This is a genomic window from Gottschalkia acidurici 9a (assembly GCF_000299355.1).
Taxonomy (GTDB): Bacteria; Bacillota; Clostridia; order Tissierellales; family Gottschalkiaceae; genus Gottschalkia; species Gottschalkia acidurici.
In genome coordinates this window covers 705,558-722,700 of record NC_018664.1, presented here as the reverse complement: position 1 = coordinate 722,700, position 17,143 = coordinate 705,558, and the positions used below count along the sequence as shown (strand labels likewise).

14 protein-coding genes and 1 CRISPR repeat array (1 of these 15 running past the window's edge) are annotated in these 17,143 nt (G+C 28.3%); of the genes, 3 read left to right on the top strand and 11 right to left on the bottom strand.

Annotated elements, in window-relative coordinates; all coding sequences use genetic code 11:
- Positions 1–128: 128 nt before the first annotated feature.
- The 4 genes from CURI_RS03225 to CURI_RS03210 all read right to left on the bottom strand — a co-directional run bounded on the left by CURI_RS03225 (position 129) and on the right by CURI_RS03210 (position 3,814).
- Positions 129–1,367: a cation:proton antiporter gene (locus CURI_RS03225; RefSeq protein WP_014966849.1), complete on the bottom strand. Its 1,239-nt coding sequence runs from the start codon at positions 1,365–1,367 to the stop codon at positions 129–131.
- A 199-nt stretch (positions 1,368–1,566) separates the two neighbouring features.
- Complete coding sequence (locus tag CURI_RS03220; RefSeq protein ID WP_014966848.1) at positions 1,567–2,214, bottom strand: amino acid ABC transporter permease; 648 nt, start codon at positions 2,212–2,214, stop codon at positions 1,567–1,569.
- Positions 2,215–2,228: 14 nt separating this feature from the next.
- Positions 2,229–3,083, bottom strand: a complete 855-nt coding sequence (locus CURI_RS03215; protein WP_014966847.1) for an amino acid ABC transporter substrate-binding protein — start codon at positions 3,081–3,083, stop codon at positions 2,229–2,231.
- Positions 3,084–3,277: 194 nt separating this feature from the next.
- Entirely contained in the window at positions 3,278–3,814 is a 537-nt protein-coding gene (locus CURI_RS03210) for a phosphatase PAP2 family protein (protein ID WP_014966846.1), read from the bottom strand.
- Between the two features lie 555 nt (positions 3,815–4,369).
- Between CURI_RS03210 and CURI_RS03205 the strand changes: the two genes are divergently transcribed.
- Positions 4,370–4,549: a hypothetical protein gene (locus tag CURI_RS03205; RefSeq protein WP_041701475.1), complete on the top strand. Its 180-nt coding sequence runs from the start codon at positions 4,370–4,372 to the stop codon at positions 4,547–4,549.
- Between the two features lie 170 nt (positions 4,550–4,719).
- Positions 4,720–5,433: a coenzyme F420-0:L-glutamate ligase gene (locus tag CURI_RS03200; protein WP_014966845.1), complete on the top strand. Its 714-nt coding sequence runs from the start codon at positions 4,720–4,722 to the stop codon at positions 5,431–5,433.
- 21 nt (positions 5,434–5,454) lie between these two features.
- Here the strand turns inward: CURI_RS03200 and CURI_RS03195 are convergent, their stop codons facing one another.
- The 4 genes from CURI_RS03195 to CURI_RS03180 form a co-directional block, all read right to left on the bottom strand.
- Positions 5,455–5,886, bottom strand: a complete 432-nt coding sequence (locus CURI_RS03195; RefSeq protein ID WP_014966844.1) for a hypothetical protein — start codon at positions 5,884–5,886, stop codon at positions 5,455–5,457.
- Positions 5,887–5,974: 88 nt separating this feature from the next.
- Positions 5,975–7,693: an ABC transporter ATP-binding protein gene (locus CURI_RS03190; RefSeq protein WP_041701472.1), complete on the bottom strand. Its 1,719-nt coding sequence runs from the start codon at positions 7,691–7,693 to the stop codon at positions 5,975–5,977.
- 17 nt (positions 7,694–7,710) lie between these two features.
- Positions 7,711–9,522, bottom strand: coding sequence for a hypothetical protein (locus tag CURI_RS03185; RefSeq protein ID WP_014966842.1), 1,812 nt, complete (start codon positions 9,520–9,522; stop codon positions 7,711–7,713).
- 105 nt (positions 9,523–9,627) lie between these two features.
- Positions 9,628–9,921, bottom strand: coding sequence for a hypothetical protein (locus tag CURI_RS03180; protein WP_014966841.1), 294 nt, complete (start codon positions 9,919–9,921; stop codon positions 9,628–9,630).
- Between the two features lie 59 nt (positions 9,922–9,980).
- On the opposite strand from CURI_RS03180, the gene CURI_RS03175 reads away from it, so the two are divergent.
- Positions 9,981–12,077 carry an ATP-dependent helicase gene (locus tag CURI_RS03175; protein WP_014966840.1) on the top strand — a complete coding sequence of 699 codons (2,097 nt, stop codon included), beginning with the start codon at positions 9,981–9,983 and terminating at the stop codon, positions 12,075–12,077.
- A 49-nt stretch (positions 12,078–12,126) separates the two neighbouring features.
- Here the strand turns inward: CURI_RS03175 and CURI_RS03170 are convergent, their stop codons facing one another.
- The 3 genes from CURI_RS03170 to CURI_RS03160 all read right to left on the bottom strand — a co-directional run bounded on the left by CURI_RS03170 (position 12,127) and on the right by CURI_RS03160 (position 15,560).
- Positions 12,127–12,963, bottom strand: a complete 837-nt coding sequence (locus tag CURI_RS03170; RefSeq protein WP_014966839.1) for a DegV family protein — start codon at positions 12,961–12,963, stop codon at positions 12,127–12,129.
- Between the two features lie 65 nt (positions 12,964–13,028).
- Positions 13,029–14,309 carry a polysaccharide deacetylase family protein gene (locus CURI_RS14920; protein ID WP_014966838.1) on the bottom strand — a complete coding sequence of 427 codons (1,281 nt, stop codon included), beginning with the start codon at positions 14,307–14,309 and terminating at the stop codon, positions 13,029–13,031.
- Between the two features lie 432 nt (positions 14,310–14,741).
- A complete protein-coding gene (locus CURI_RS03160) occupies positions 14,742–15,560 on the bottom strand; it encodes a nitroreductase family protein (protein WP_014966837.1) in 819 nt (272 codons plus the stop codon).
- Between the two features lie 150 nt (positions 15,561–15,710).
- Positions 15,711–17,143: a CRISPR direct-repeat array (repeat unit 30 nt; unit sequence ATTTACATTCTACTTTAGTTCTATTAATGC) (it continues 796 nt past the right edge of the window).

The following is a 17,143-nucleotide window of genomic DNA, read 5'->3' as shown; positions in this document are numbered from 1 at the left end:
CTTATTATATTATCAGTCGAGCATAAATGTCAACAATTTAAATAAAAATTTTTTAAAATAAAAAACACTATAAAACTTAATAATATTCAATAAGTTTTATAGTGTTAATTTTAATTTAAAAACTATTTCTATTTATAGTCTTCATCTAATTTAAGATACCTTGCTAATGCTGCTGAGGTACTTGCTTGAACTGTCAGTGTTATTAGTATAGTGGCAAATGTTACTGAAGATATTATTTGAGCATTTGGAATTCCTAATGTAACTATCATTCCCGATAGAGCAGCAGGAATTACCCCTGTCTCTCTTACCCACATTAAATATATAATTTCTCTCAAGCTCCATTTTGCTTTCCTATCAAGTGATACTGATATTAATACAGATATTGGTCTCGCTACAAACATAAGTATTAATACTACTGCTAATGCACCCTTCCAGTACTTAGCTAATGCTACAAGCTCTACATGCGTTCCTAGTAATATAAATATCATCATTCTTAGTATAATTGTTAAAACTTCTCTAAATCTATGCTGGGTTGTAAAGTACTCGTCTTGCATATAAAACTTAAATACTTTTTTATTTCCGCATATCATTCCTACTATGAATACTGACATAAATCCACTAAAGCCTAGCTTGTTTGAAAGGATGTAAGATATTATTACTGTTGCAACTGATAATTCAGCAGGATACTCTTTAAGAATAGCATATTCTTTATGCGCAACTAAAAGTGAAGATATATATCCTATCACTAGTCCTACTAAAATACCCCCACCTGCAGTTTTTAAAAGCTCTAATGTACTTCCTATAGCAGAGAATGACTTTCCTGAAATGATTCCAATTATTGCAAATGTAATTATCGCACCTGCTGCATCATTAAACGCAGACTCTGAAATTATAGTTTGTTTAAGCTTGTTATTTATTTTAACCTTTTTAAATAAAGGTACTAATACAGATGGATCTGTGGATGCTATAACTGACCCTAATAGTAGTGCTGTCATAATATCTATGTTAAATATCCTAGAAGCAAAGTATCCAGTTATAAATGTGGAGATTAAAACTCCTAGAGTAGCCAATAACATAACTGATACTTTTACTTTATTTAATATTTTCAGCTTTATTTCTCTACCTCCATCGTACAATATATAAGCCGCACCAAATGTAAGTATCAGTTGATTAGTTATTTCATATTTTTCTACACTTATCCATCCTAAAGCATGCGGTCCTAAAATTATACCAGCAAGAATATAAAGTACAACATCTGGAATTTTTATATAGTCACTAATCTTTCCAAATATCATTCCTGCAATTAAAATTATAGCTATTGTCTCTAATAAATAGTCTGCCGCTAATGCAATACTTGATGTTTCCATACTTTCTACCTCCTTTATGACTCCATAAACATTATGCTCCTTTCGACATTTTTCGTCAAGTTTTTTATTTAAATTTTTAATTTTTTATACAAAAAGTATTTTTCACCTTATTCTCAACATATATTAATAAAACATATGAAAGTAAAATAAAAAAGCTATTAATATCAATGATATTAATAGCTTTTTATAAACTTTTACCTTACATATATATAGAATATCTGTCCTCTAACTTTCTAAATACATACATTATTAAAGATGTCATTATAAGATATATTATCCCTGCTATAATAAAAGGGGTAATATTAAATTCTCTACTTACTACTTCTTTAGCTGCTCTAGATAAGTCTCCCATTCCAATAACTGCAACTAGTGCTGTATCTTTTATAAGATTTACACCTTCATTACAAGTAGGAGGTATTACTCTTCTTATGGTTTGAGGGATTATTATATATTTCATAGTTTCCTTATAATTAAACCCTAGTGCCTTAGCTGCATCATATTGACCATCGTCTATAGATTCTATACCAGCTCTAAATACCTCTGTAAGGTATGCAGCATAATTTAATGTAAATGTTAATGATGCTGCCTGGAATTCACTCATAGCCAATGATGGATGTATTATAGGAAGTCCATAATATACAAACAGCACTTGTAAAAGTAATGGTGTTCCTCTAAATATCCACGTGTAGAAATTTAATATTTTTCTTATGATATAAGGAGATGATATCTTTCCTATAGCCGATAGCATACCTAGGGGTATAGATAAAAATAAAGTTACCAGGGATAATGATATAGTTACTCCTAACCCTCCTAAAATATACTTTGTCGTATTTAGTATATCAACCATAATACTCCTCCTAATTATTTAGATACAATATCTTCACCAAACCATTTTTTAGATATTTCAGCTTCTGTTCCGTCAGCTCTTACCTCTTCTAATGCTTTGTTTATTGCTTCTGTAAGTTTAGTATTTCCTTTTTTAATACCAACTGCATATTGCTCTGTTCCAAAATCTTCTTTTAAGATCTTGTAATCACCAGGTTTTTTAGCAACATAGTATCTTCCAACTACTTCATCTACTAAAACCGCATCTACTCTACCTATTTTTAAATCCATTAACGCTTGAACGTTATCTGAATATTTCTTTACTTCTTTTAGTGAACCTGATACTTTTTTATCTTTTGATAATGCTGTATCACTAGTACTTCCCGATTGCACTGCTAGTATCTTTCCGGATAATCCGTCTTTATCTTCTATTTTAGAATCATTGCTTACTACTACAATCTGTTTATTATTAAGATATGGAGTAGAAAAGTCTACTTCCTTTTTTCTTTGTTCATCTATACTAAAACCATTCCATATAACGTCTATATCACCTTTATTTAAAGTTAGAGATTTTGTAGACCAATCAATTGGCTTAAGTTCTAACTTTACTCCCATTCTTTTTGCAACTTCTTCAGCAAGGTCTATGTCAAATCCCACAATTTTTCCCTCTTCATCTCTGAATCCCATAGGTGGGAAACTATCATCTAACCCTAACACTAACGTATCATTTTCTAATAATTTATCTTCCGAATTTCCTTTTTTGTTTTCATCATTTTGTTTACTTACTTCAGTAGCAGAACCTTTTGCTGGCTCTTGTTTTTGGCTACATCCTGTAAAAGCTAGCGAAAATGCTAAAATTGATATTATAATAAATAAAATTCTATTTTTCATCTTATTTCCTCCTTTTGATAAATATATTAATACAACTTGATTTATTTTATTCAATAATCAAGTTCTCTGCTTATAGTATTATACTTTACTCAGATAAAGTTGTAAAGTGTTATGTGATAAAAATAAAGAAGAATCTTAAATACGTAGTTTTCAAGATCCTTCTTATCCTTTTAAAGTATCATTATATACCATATTTACAAGTAGCTTACTAAATAGGAGTGTGATACCAGTGATGCACTTATACCAATCACTAACCCTACCGCTACATCTGATGGATAGTGTACTGCCAAGTATATTCTTGAAATTCCTACCATTACGGCCATTGCTACAAATACAAGCATAAATTGTGGTATATACATTGAAAGATGTACTGCTGTAGTAAACCCTGCTGTGGTATGACCTGAAGGGAATGAATAATCTTTTAGTTCTATTCCAAATGTATTTATATTTTTTAATATATTATATGGTCTCTCTCTCGTTAGTGACTTTTTTAAGATGTGAACTATTACTTGACCTAATCCTAATGAAAATAGTATCTCAAATCCTATAGTTCTAGACTGTCTTTTATTTAATACTATAAGGACGATTGGAAAGATTGTTGAAAATACTACCCCACCTAGCTCTGTAACATAAGGCATGATTCTATTTAAAAGTTTACAGTTTAATCTAGTGTTTAAAAAGTAAAACATACTTAAGTCTTTAAAAGTAAAATATTCAACTAATCTCTTCATCTCATCACCTTTTACTTTTTATTTTATTTAGATTATCATATGTTTATATTATATATAAAAATACTGTTTTTTTAAAGTCTTTAACATACATTTTTACATAAATCTTTACTATAGCCTATTTAATTTCTAAATTCTTCACTGCCAGTATAAAGTAAGATACTCCCATTATTATAAGTATAAAACTTGGAAAAAGTATTTTACTTTTACTTAAGTCATATATAACTATCTTTTCTATGTAACTCTATTGTCCACTTGCATGAAATTAAGTTAGTTATTATCGGTATAATTTCATACATAAGTTTCTAAATACCTCAATAAATATATATCAAAAAAAGTTATAACTAGAATTATACATCTTTAATTGTTCATATTTCACTGCTAAGCAAAATATCACTATAGATATAAATATTTTAAGTATATTAAAGATTTTCTTATTAATCATATATACTCCTTTTATTTAAAATATTTCATAGCATGTTTATATTATTATTACAAATAATATAGTAGTAAGCAATATTTATTAACAAATATAGTAATCTATTGGAGGTTTTATATATGAAAGGTATGTTATCGAGTAGTTTAGATGATAATTTTATGAAGAATGTAGATAACCTTAAATTAAAAGATGCTAAAGATAGAATGGGATTATTGAATAGTTCTAACTTATACTCTAGTCAGTCTGATGGTATAATTGTGTCAGAAAATACAACTGAAGATTCTTATAATATAAAATAACCTAAATTAAAGTATTCAAATTAAATATTTTAGGAGATCACTTGTAATTATTAAGTGTATCTCCCCTTTATAACAAATATATTATTTATTACATATTTCTTGTTGATTATACAGAATTTTAGTTGTATAATTTCACTATCACTAAGTATAACATAAAGAGGAGAGTCCAAATGAGTAACGTGCAAGATATGTCTGCTAATGAAGGTAAAAAATTAGAAATAATTTTCGATGGTAGAACTTTTTATCGTATACCAATAAAAACTCATTTAATCACTGAAAATGATAATATTTCAGATATAGCATATGAATATACTAAAGATATTGTTGAAAAGAGTGATATTCTATTCATATCTAAAAAGGTTGTTGCTATAACTCAAAATAGAATATTTCTGGCAAGAGAAATTAAAGTAAGTCCATTAGCTGAGTTTTTATCAAAATTTATCACAATATCTTCTCTCGGTATGGGATTAGGACGACCTGAAACTATGGAAATAGCTATAAGAGAATGTGGCACTATAAGAATGTTATTCGCAGCTATCATAGCTGGATTCACTAAAAAGATACTTAGAAGAAGCGGTGATTTTTATAAATTAATTGGTAGTAAGGCAAGATATATAGACGGTTCATATGATGGCAATATTCCTCCATATGATGAGTATATTATTTTAGCCCCAGAAAATTGTAACGAAATATGTAGAGAAGCTAGTAAAAGATTAGGTAATATTTGTGTAGCTATAGTAGGCGTTAATGATGTAGGTGCAAACACTCTAGGAGTTTCCCATGATGATATGAATCCTAAAGAAATATCTAAAGTTTTAAGTGATAATCCATTGGGTGAAGAACATCAAAAAACACCATTAGGAATAATAAGAGAATTAAAATAGGATGGATTACTCCATCCTATTTTAATACATATATCCTTGATTGTAAAAATCATATACATAAGCCTGATAGTCATAGTCTGAATAGTCATAGTTTGAATGGTGTCCAAGTCTATGATGTCTACGTCCATGGTGTCTACCCATTCTTCTAAATAACTCTCCAAAGAATATTATAGCTGCTATATCTCTTAAAAGCCTTCTTCTTCCAAAGAAAGGTCTTGGTCTTATTGAGCTATTTACATCATAACTTTCCATTTCAACCTCATCTTCTGCTATTTCAGGACATTCGCTAATAACTTTTGCATATACACTATCAATTAAACTCTCTATTTCCCCTTGTGATATATCATGCGTAATTTCATATCCTCCAAAATATTCTTCCATACATTGAACAACCTTAGGATATATTATATAGTATAATTCTGGATAAGGAATATGATCATATACATTTTTCATTTAAATCCCCCTTTTTCATAATCATTTTCATAATATACTATGCACTTACTTTACTTATTGACACAAAAATAAGGCAGCCAAAGGCTGCCTAAACTCTAAATTGTGAATTATATAGTTTTGAGTAAATTCCATTCTTATTAATAAGTTCATCATGATTTCCTTGCTCTACTATACCTTCATTAGTTAAAACTATTATCTCTGATGCATTTCTTATAGTAGATAGTCTATGAGCTATTACTATAGTAGTTCTACCCTCAGAAAGCTTCTCAAGAGATTCTTGTATTATTATTTCATTTTCATTATCTAGCGCAGATGTAGCTTCATCTAGTATGAGTATTGGTGGGTTTTTCAAGAACACTCTAGCTATAGAAATTCTTTGTTTCTGTCCTCCTGAAAGTTTAACCCCTTTCTCACCTACATCTGTATTATATCCTTTTGGTAAGCTCATTATGAAGTCATGAATATTAGCTTTTTTAGCAGCCTCTATTACTTCTTCATCAGTAGCATTTATATCTCCGTAAAGTATATTTTCCTTTATAGTTCCTGTAAATAAAAATACATCTTGCTGAACTAGTCCAACATTCTTTCTTAAAGACTGTAAGGTAAGATCTTTAATATCTGTATTATCTACTAATATTTTACCGCTACTTACCTCATAAAATCTTGGTATAAGGTGACAAAGTGTTGTTTTACCTCCACCAGACGGGCCTACTAGCGCAACTGTCTTTCCACTTTCAACAGTATAGTTTATATTTGAAATTACATTTTCTACGCTATCATTATAATTAAATGAAACATCTTTAAATTCTATCTTTCCATCTACATCTTTTAGTTCTATTGCTCCAAACTTTTCTTCAATTTCAGGTTCAATTTCCATTATCTCTATAAATCTTTCAAATCCACTCATACCATCTTGATACTGTTGAATGAATTGTGATAGTTTTACTATAGGTTGTAAGAAATAAGTTACATATAGTATATAAGCTAACAAATCACCTATATTTATACTTCCATTATAATAAAACCAACCTCCTGCTACTATTGCTAGTAAGTTTAAAAACTTAGAAAAAAATTGTATTCCAGTAGAAAATATTCCTATATAGACAAAGGCTTCTTCTCTGGTTTCTTTAAACTTAGTATTTCCTTCTAAGAATTTCTCCATCTCAAAGTCTTCATTAGTAAAAGACTTTGTAACTCTAATTCCTGATATACTATTCTCCAGTCTAGAGTTTACACCTGCAATTTCTCTTTTTTGACCTCTGAAGGCCTTAGTCATATTTTTTCTCTGAACTACAGATATCCACACTATTATTGGAATAAATGCAAAGATTAAAAGTGTTAGCTTCACATTTATACTAAGTAAAATAAAGAAAGATCCTACCATCATAATTAATGATATAAATAAATCTTCTGGACCATGATGAGCTAACTCAGTTATATCTCTTAAATCATTTACTATTCTAGACATTATATTTCCTGTTTTATTGTTATCAAAGTAACTAAACGATAACTTCTGCATATGAGAAAATAAGTCATTTCTCATATCATATTCCATTCTAACACCTACTATATGTCCCCAACGGTCAACTACGTAGTTACATATAGTTCTAACTATTATAAGCACTAACATTACTCCACCTAGTATGTAGAGTGTTCTTAGTTGTCCCTGCGGTATTATTTCATTTACTACTTTTCTAGTAAACATAGGGAATATAAGATCAATCACTGCTATCATAAGTGCACAAAACATATCTAGTATAAATAGTTTGCTATGTGGTTTGTAGTAAGATATAAATTTTTTTATCATTTGCTTCCCTCCGTTTCTCAAGAGTAATCCGATTCTATCATTAGGCCTATTAGATAAGCATTCATATATACAAATGCTACTACTCCTGTATCATTTACTATAAGTGCAACAATTGATATTATGAACATAGTTAAGCCTTTGGTAAGCTTACTTCTTTCTATTTGTCTAAACTTTTTTATCATAAAATATATCTGACTTATAAATATGATGCACCATGGTGGAACTATAGTCATGTATATAAGCTGTTTTAACTTCTTTATTATCATATCTATAAATTCATAGTATCCTAGTAATCTTACCCTTTCTAGAAGTTTCCCTGCATGGCTTCCAGCATCATTTCTTATATCAAAGTATAAGTTTACACATAAAATTCCTATACCTATAGCAATCAAAGTTAATAAACTTTTTTTATTTGCTTTCTTATTTAATATCGATAAATATATTAAAACTAGAAACAATGCTATCGAAGTTAAATATCCACCAAAATTTGCTCCAAATCTTCCTGAAAGCGATATTATCACTATTGGAATATATGAAATTAAAAATATATTAGAAATTATACTATTTTTAAGTATGTCTCTTACGAAAAAATAAGTTATAGCAGAAGTAATCATTAATACTCCCATTATTTCATTATTAAATCCATAGAATCTACCACCTGCTATTATACTGTTATATCCTATAAAGGAATTGTATAGCATTGATGGTTTTAAAAATACACCAAGTAGTATTATCACATTGGTTAATACACTTAATGTCTCAACTACCCTTATATTCTTGCTATATAAGTAAGGTATCAATAAAATTGATAGTCCAAGTACTATAGTTAAATATAGCACTATACTTGTATGAAGATGAAACAATCCCAATACTAATGAAATCAGTATAGACATTGGTATAATGGCAACTAAAAACTTAAGCTTATTTCTATCTTTATTTTTGTGTAAATAGCTATAAACTATATACACCTGTATAACAGTTAATAGTCCATGAAATACATACTTTATTATATTTAAATTTAAAAACTCTTTAAAAATTTCTTTATTCTTTTCTAATAAATTAGATTTTTCTACTACCTCTATCTCATTTCCTATACTTGAACTCATATTTATGTCATAGTAACTAATAATAGTAGGAAATATATCTAAGTTAGTTATAACGCCTAACCTTTTAGTACTTTTACTAGTAAGTATACCTACATTATTGTTATTCTCAGAGTATAATATAGGAACTATAGTACTATTTAATCTATAGTCCATGTCTCCAGATACAGTCTTAGGAAACACCATAACATTATGCCTACTTATACTTTTTAGATATTCTTCTAATAGCCTTATTCTTTCCTCACTATTGTTTACATTAAAAGACACTAAAAGAACGTCAGACCTATTAAGCATTTTTTCGGTATTAGTCTTGAGCCAGTCAATATTATAATTGACTTCTTTTTCCCAATAATCTATTTCACCATTTTTATCTGATATTATCAGAGATTCTGAGCTATTTCCTATATAAGATGTTTTTTTCTTGTTCTTTTTTAGAGTATCTCCTAAAAAATCTATATGCTTTGAAAAACTAGAGTACTTTGCATCTAAACTCCTCTTTATTTCATCATAATCTTCTATTACACCTTTTTCTTTTACTTTTTTAATAGTTTTAAAAGTATTATTAGGAATACTGACTCTTCTTCCTGTTGCTATAGTCATAAACAAGCTCTCTTCACTACTTGACTTATGACTATCACCCGTTTTACAACTTAAAAGACCCATAGATAGCTTATCATTTATTATCTTTTCAGATTTTTCAAAGTCCAGTTCATCTAATACTACCATTATTGTTTTTTATTGTAATTATCAGCTACAACTATATTTACATTTAAGATTAATATAATTGTAGTTAATATCATACATAGTAACCTTCTTTTCATACATTACTCCTTAGTAATAAATATAGTTTATAATCGAAAGTATTCCTACAACTATACTGAATATACCTATCATAGCTTTTACCTTTAAATATCCATCAATATTGACATTTTCTTTCTTTACTAACACTCTTTCTTTTAAAATAGATTTAAAATCATAAAAATCTTCTAAAATCGAATATGAACCTATTATTATCAGCAAAGTTCCCATATATAACAAATATAACCACCCCATATTACATTTTCTAATTCCATTATATCTTATTATAAAATATATATCTTGCATTTGCAAAATTAAAAATTTCATTTATATTTTGTCCTATATTGCACTTTTTTTATCCTCATTTATGTTAAGATATTCTAGGGGTGATTCTTTTGAAGAATAGTTTTTTCAACACATTAAAAGATAATTTTAAAATTGTATTAAATGATCAACAGAAAAGCGCAGTATTACATAAAGAAGGCCCTGCCATCATATTAGCTGTACCAGGTGCCGGTAAGACTACGGTACTTATATCAAGAACTGCTAATTTAATATTAAATCACCACATACATCCAAATAATATACTATCTATAACATTTAGTAAAGCCTCTGCTAAAGATATGAAAGAAAGATTTATATCTATATTTGGTCAAGAAGTAGGATCCATTGCTAGTTTTTCAACTATTCATAGTTTCGCATACTTCTTAATTAGAGACTTTGCAAAAGATAAAAAGTTAAAACTTAATTTAATTGAAGGCATAGATTCAGGAATAAATAAAATTCAAATAATAAAAAACATTTATAGCGAAGTCAATAATTCATTTATTAATGAAGATAAATTAGAAGAACTTTTAAATATTATTGGATTCGTGAAGAATATGATGATAAAGGTTGAAGATTTTTGTGAACATCGAAACTTCAATATAAAAGGTTTTGATAAAATCTTTTCAAATTATGAATCTTACAAGAGAAAACACAATCTAATCGACTTCGATGATATGCTCACTATGACCCTTGATATACTACAAAATAATCCCTCAGTACTCAATAAATATCGTGATAGATATAGATATATACAAGTAGACGAGGGTCAGGATACTTCAAAGGTACAAAATGAGATAATAAAGCTTATTTCATCTCCTCACAATAACCTATTTGTAGTAGCTGATGATGATCAAAGTATCTATGGCTTTAGAGGTGCTTATCCTGAAGATTTATTAGTTTTTGACAAGAAGTATCCTAAAGCTAAAGTATTTTTTATGGAAGAAAATTATCGTTCTACAAAAAATATTGTTTCTGTTTGCAATAGCTTTATTAAGCAAAATAAAAGTAGGTATGACAAAAGTTTATTTACTAATAATCAGAGTATCGAACCTGTAACAATCACTAAATTAAAAAATCAAGAAGATCAGTATGACTATATAATTGATAGTATAAAAGAAGATATGGATTTATCTAATATTGCAATACTTTTTAGAAATAACCTATCTGCAATAAGTGTAATAGATCATCTAAATAGAAATAATCTTAATTTCTATATGAAAGACTCTAAAGTTCACTTCTTTAAACATTGGGTAGTTTTAGATATATTACGTTTTTTCAATCTAGCTGTAGATGATAGTGATATATCTTCCTTTGAAAAAATTTACTATAAAATGAACGGCTATATTTCAAAATTAGCTTTAAATTATATAAAAACACAAGATAGCCTTACATCTGTATTTGATAGACTTTTAACTTTTGATAATTTTAAACCCTTTCAATTAGAAAATATAAAAGCAATTAAATCTAACTTTAAAAAGCTACTAAAAATGAAGCCTTTTGGTGCAATTATGTTTATAGAAAATGATCTTGGATATCGTAAATACTTGGAAGATAACTGTAAAAACTTTGGTTATTCATTTGAAAATGTCAACTCCATACTTGGTCATTTAAAGTCTGTTTCTATAGGTGTTAACTCTATAGGAGAACTTCTTGATAAGTTAGATTCTCTAAAGAAGTCTATCGATAATGCTAAGTACAATAAAAATAGTGAAGCTATAACACTATCTACTATCCACTCTGCTAAAGGACTAGAGTTTAGAAAAGTCTATATGATTGATCTTATAGATGGAGAGTTCCCTAATATAAATAGTTTAGAATTATCTGAAATTGGTGACTTAAAGCCTTTAGAGGAAGAAAGAAGATTATTTTATGTGGGAATGACTAGAGCTAAAACCCATCTTAATTTAATCACATTTAACTATAGAAATGAAGAAAGAGTTTTTTATTCTAAGTTCATGAGGGAGCTGGAAGAACTGATGGGCGTAACTAGATCTGATGACCACGGCATTAAAGTTGGTTCTATAGTTGATCATAAAAAATTTGGTAGTGGTGTAGTAAAAGATATCGATGGTGATGCTATTTTAATACATTTTGATGATGGTGGACTAAAGCAATTATCTTTGAATCTTTGTATAGAAAAAAATCTATTTAAATAAATAACACCAACATTTTTATGTTGGTGTTATTTATTTAATTTATAAGCTATTAAAATGATATTATTAAACCACCATCATCTGCATAGACAGTACTTATTCCTTTTGTTTCAAATATTATAATATCTTTAAAGTTATATTTTTTCATAACTTCTTCTTTAAATTCAAGTGCTTTCTCCAAGCAATTACAGTGAGTTATACCTAGTATCTTTTCTTCTAGTTTTTCTCCTTGCTCACCTATAGCATCTAGTAATCTTTTAAATGCTTTTTTAGAACCTCTTACTTTCTCAAATAAGTCTATTTCTCCATCGTTTGTAGCTTTCATAATAGGTACTATTGATAGCATGGATGCTAACTTTCCTTTTAATGTACTTATTCTACCTGCTTTTATAAGATTATCTAAAGATTCAAGCACAAAAAGCGTCTTCATTTCCGATATATATTGATCTACTTTTTCTACTATTTGATTGTTGTCATATCCATTTTTTGCAAGTTCAAATATCTTCATACTTATTAGAGCTTCTCCTGAAGATGCACTTTTAGAGTCAAACACATGAATAAATTTATCTTTAATTTCCTCTAGTAAAATATTCTTAGCTAAAACAGCACTATTATAGCTTCCACTCAACTTAGAAGAAAGAGTCACTACAAACACACTTTCTTCTCCTTCATATTCTTTTATATACTCTTGCGGAGATGGGCAAGCTGTTTTTGGAGAATTGGTGCTCTCCTTCATTTTCTTTAGAAGTTCTTTAGTATCTAGTGTATCATCATCTATATATGAATCATCGTCTACATGTATAGTTAATGGAATTAATTTTACATTCATTTTTCTTCTTAGCTCATCAGTTAGGTCGCAGCAACTGTCTCCTAGTATTTTTATGTTCATTATTTTCCTCTCCTTAAAGCAATTCCAATAATTTAAAATATATTATTTCAATTATATCATATATATTATCTTGTATCTCCCCAGAAATTCATTGGTGTCATACTAGTATCTAGTTTTTTAATTTCAAATCCTTGTGAATGCAAGTAATCTATGACTCTAGGTAATGCTTTTAGAGTGTGCTCCCTATCGTGAAAAAGTATTATTACTTCATTTTTATTAGTTAACTGATTAGCTACATTATTATAAACTTCATCAGGTGTTGTGTTTTTCTTTATACTATCTCTACTATCAACATTCCAGTCCCATATACGATATCCCCATGAAATAGCTAAGTCTCTGAATTCCTGTTTCATATATGGTTTGCTGCCATAAGGTGCTCTTATTAGCAATGTATTTTTTCCAGTAGCCTCATGTAGCATATTATTAGCTGTATTCATTTCTTGTAAAAAAGAGTCTGGAGATGCATATACACTTTTATAGTTATGAGTAACGCTATGTAATCCTAAAGCATGACCCTCTTCACTTACCCTTTTAGCTATATCTCCATGTGCGCCTATACTAGATCCTAACATGAAAAATGTAGCTTTTACATTCTTCTCTTTGAGAACATCTAATATTTGAGGAGTATTTATATTAGGACCATCATCAAAAGTTAGATATGCCACTTTTCCATCCTTTTTTTCATCATTATTAGGATCTTTATTTTCTTGAGTTTCCTTGTTTTCTGCTACGTTTGAATTATTATCTTTAGGTTCATTTTTTTGAGATTGTTTGTTTTCTTTATTATTTTCCGTATTAGGAGTTTGCTTATTATTGGCTATTGTATTAACTGCTTTGCCCTTATCCGAACTTTCTTTCTTTTCTTGGTCATCATTTACTTTAGTAGATTTTTCATTAATTCTTACAGTAGATTTTTTTGACTCCTCAGATACTTTATAGTCAAAATGTTTTGATACTAAAGCTACTGGAACCAGTGTACTTTTAGACTTTCCGATTGTTTCTATAAAGAAGCTCTTATTCTCTTCCGTGATAGCTAAATTCTCTTTAGTCTTTATAAGTATATGCTTGTCTTTTTTAGTTATGAGTACCTTATTGTCTAAAAGGTCATATTTTACTTTCGCATCTATTTTTTCTGCAAACTCATTTAATGGTGCATATATGGTTCCCTCTTTATTTACAGGCTCATCATCTTTAAACTTTATAAGTTCATTATTCAGATATATGCTGACTTTCTGACTTCCCCTCTTACCTTCCGTAGTCATGGAACCTTTCACTATTATTACTAGTACCACCAGTAAAAATGCTAGCAGAGTATAAGTAAGTTTTTTATTATTTTTTAGCATCATTTGTCGCCTCTCTTCTTTATATGTAGAACTAATACTCTTGTATCTATATTATACATCTTTATTTGTCTTTTTGGAGGTTATATTGTAAAATGTAATCCAATTTTTATATTTGAGTAATAATTTAAGTTCGAAGAGATCTGAATCCATAGGTAACTTATTCTAAAACATAATTATGTTGCTAATATCTAAGTTCTTAAGTGGCAATACAGGTAAATGATAACACAAATCATATTCTGATACTCTTGAATTTTTTATATTGAAATCATTGATATGAAACTATTCCCATATAAAAAAACTTACTCAATAGTAATATATATTATTATGCTATATTCTTTAGGAATAATAATATTTATAATACTTATTAAGTAAGTAATTAATTATCTACTTATTATATATAAGCTAAAAACTATATATAGAAAAATTGTATCTTTTCTATATCCAACTTATATCTGCTTCTTTTCTCGGTACTGTTCTTAAATACTTCACATCCGGATATCCGATTATCATACATGTTACAATTTGTTTATCTTTTTCAACCCCAAGAAAATCCATAATCTTTTCATCCTCTTGCGCTGCCATTACAAAGAATCCACTAAATAATGTTCCTAGTCCTAAAGCATTAGTCATAAGTTCCATGTTAGAAGAGGCTAAGGCTCCATCTACCTTTGTATTGGCTGCAACTATTATTACTGCTGGAGCATTAAAGAATAGCTTGTCATTTTTATTAGGACTTTCTTCATGTTCTTTATACATATCTATCCATAGCTTACCAAATCTCTTAACTGCCATGCTCGATGTTGTATTGCTTATAAGTTCTTCTCCCTTTTTCTTTAAACTTTTAAATGCTAAAGATTTTAACTCTTGTAATCCTTCTCTTACAACTATGTAGGATATATTTTGCATATTACTACCAGTCTGAGTAAACCTTCCAGCTTCTATTATTTTTAAAATCTTTTCTTTTTCTACTTCTTTATTCTTAAACTGTCTAACAGTTCTCCTGAACTTTATGAAGTTTAATAAGTTATCAGAATCTATTGAAAATTCATCTTTATTATAATCTTTTACCTCTTCCATATTATACTCATCTATTGATACTGCATTTGTAGGACATACCGCTATACAATGTCCACATTTTATACAAGTTACATTATTAGTCTGAACCTTATTATCAACTATTTCTATATCTCTTAAAAAACAATCCTTAACACATTGTCCACATACTATACACTTTTTATCATCTATTTTTATCATTTAATAATCTACCCCTTATCCCTATAATATGTTTTTATATAACTACTATATTATAATATTATGTTGATAACTTATGTATATGCTTTATCAATATTATGATATTTTTATCTGGTTCCTTTAATACAAGCAACTAAACGAAATATTTATGTCATTTACATTCTATTGTAGTTCTATTAATACGATTACTGGTGACATAGACTTATAACCTTGTCCAAAATTTACATTCTACTTTAGTTCTATTAATACCAATCTCAACCTAAAGATCCAATACTAGAAAAAATCGAATTTACATTCTACTTTAGTTCTATTAATACGAGCAATTGCCAAAGCTTTAGACCTTGCTATAGTAAATTTACATTCTACTTTAGTTCTATTAATACCCTCTATAAATTGTTTAGTTTGTTTCTTCAAATCTTCATTTACATTCTACTTTAGTTCTATTAATACCGAATATGGATTGCATTACTTCACATTGCTCATATATATTTACATTCTACTTTAGTTCTATTAATACGGAGATAGAGCAGTCCCATATTTACTAGGATATTTAGCATTTACATTCTACTTTAGTTCTATTAATACGTGGTCTGAGAAGTACACTATTTTCTACTATGTGGAAATTTACATTCTACTTTAGTTCTATTAATACTAGAAACCTCTAGAAAAGTCCTGTGGTGTCACCCATATTTACATTCTACTTTAGTTCTATTAATACAAATACGGTTAAGTTAGCTCTATCTACTTTTCTAAATTTATTTACATTCTACTTTAGTTCTATTAATACGAAGAATTTATATAGAGAACACTTATCAAAAATCAATATTTACATTCTACTTTAGTTCTATTAATACGCAAAAACAGAGAGTATACCTATCATTGCTTTACCAAATTTACATTCTACTTTAGTTCTATTAATGCATGAAAATCCTGATTTAGGAGTATACCACTCTACTTTATTTACATTCTACTTTAGTTCTATTAATGCAATCAGTTGTCAAGGAAGAATGATGTTTTACTATATATTTACATTCTACTTTAGTTCTATTAATGCGATATCAGAAATGAAAGATTATAGCATTCGTTGCATATTTACATTCTACTTTAGTTCTATTAATGCTAATAATAGCACTTGGACTAAATCTATTTAAAAGAAATTTACATTCTACTTTAGTTCTATTAATGCTAAAAAACAGGGGTTTGGGGGTCTCCCCCATCTCCGTATTTACATTCTACTTTAGTTCTATTAATGCGCTTGTTGCTATTGCTATTTATTATGCCTATTCGATTATTTACATTCTACTTTAGTGCTATTAATGCCTTCTCGTGGCTCTTCTTCAGTATATATCGTAAAACTATTTACATTCTACTTTAGTTCTATTAATGCGATGTTTGGTACTGATAAATTCACCAACTTAGAAAGATTTACATTCTACTTTAGTTCTATTAATGCTAATATGAAAATAAAATAAATTACTTATTATTTTTAATTTACATTCTACTTTAGTTCTATTAATGCGATAAAATGAATAAATCTTTTCAGAAATTCAATAGAATTTACATTCTACTTTAGTTCTATTAATGCC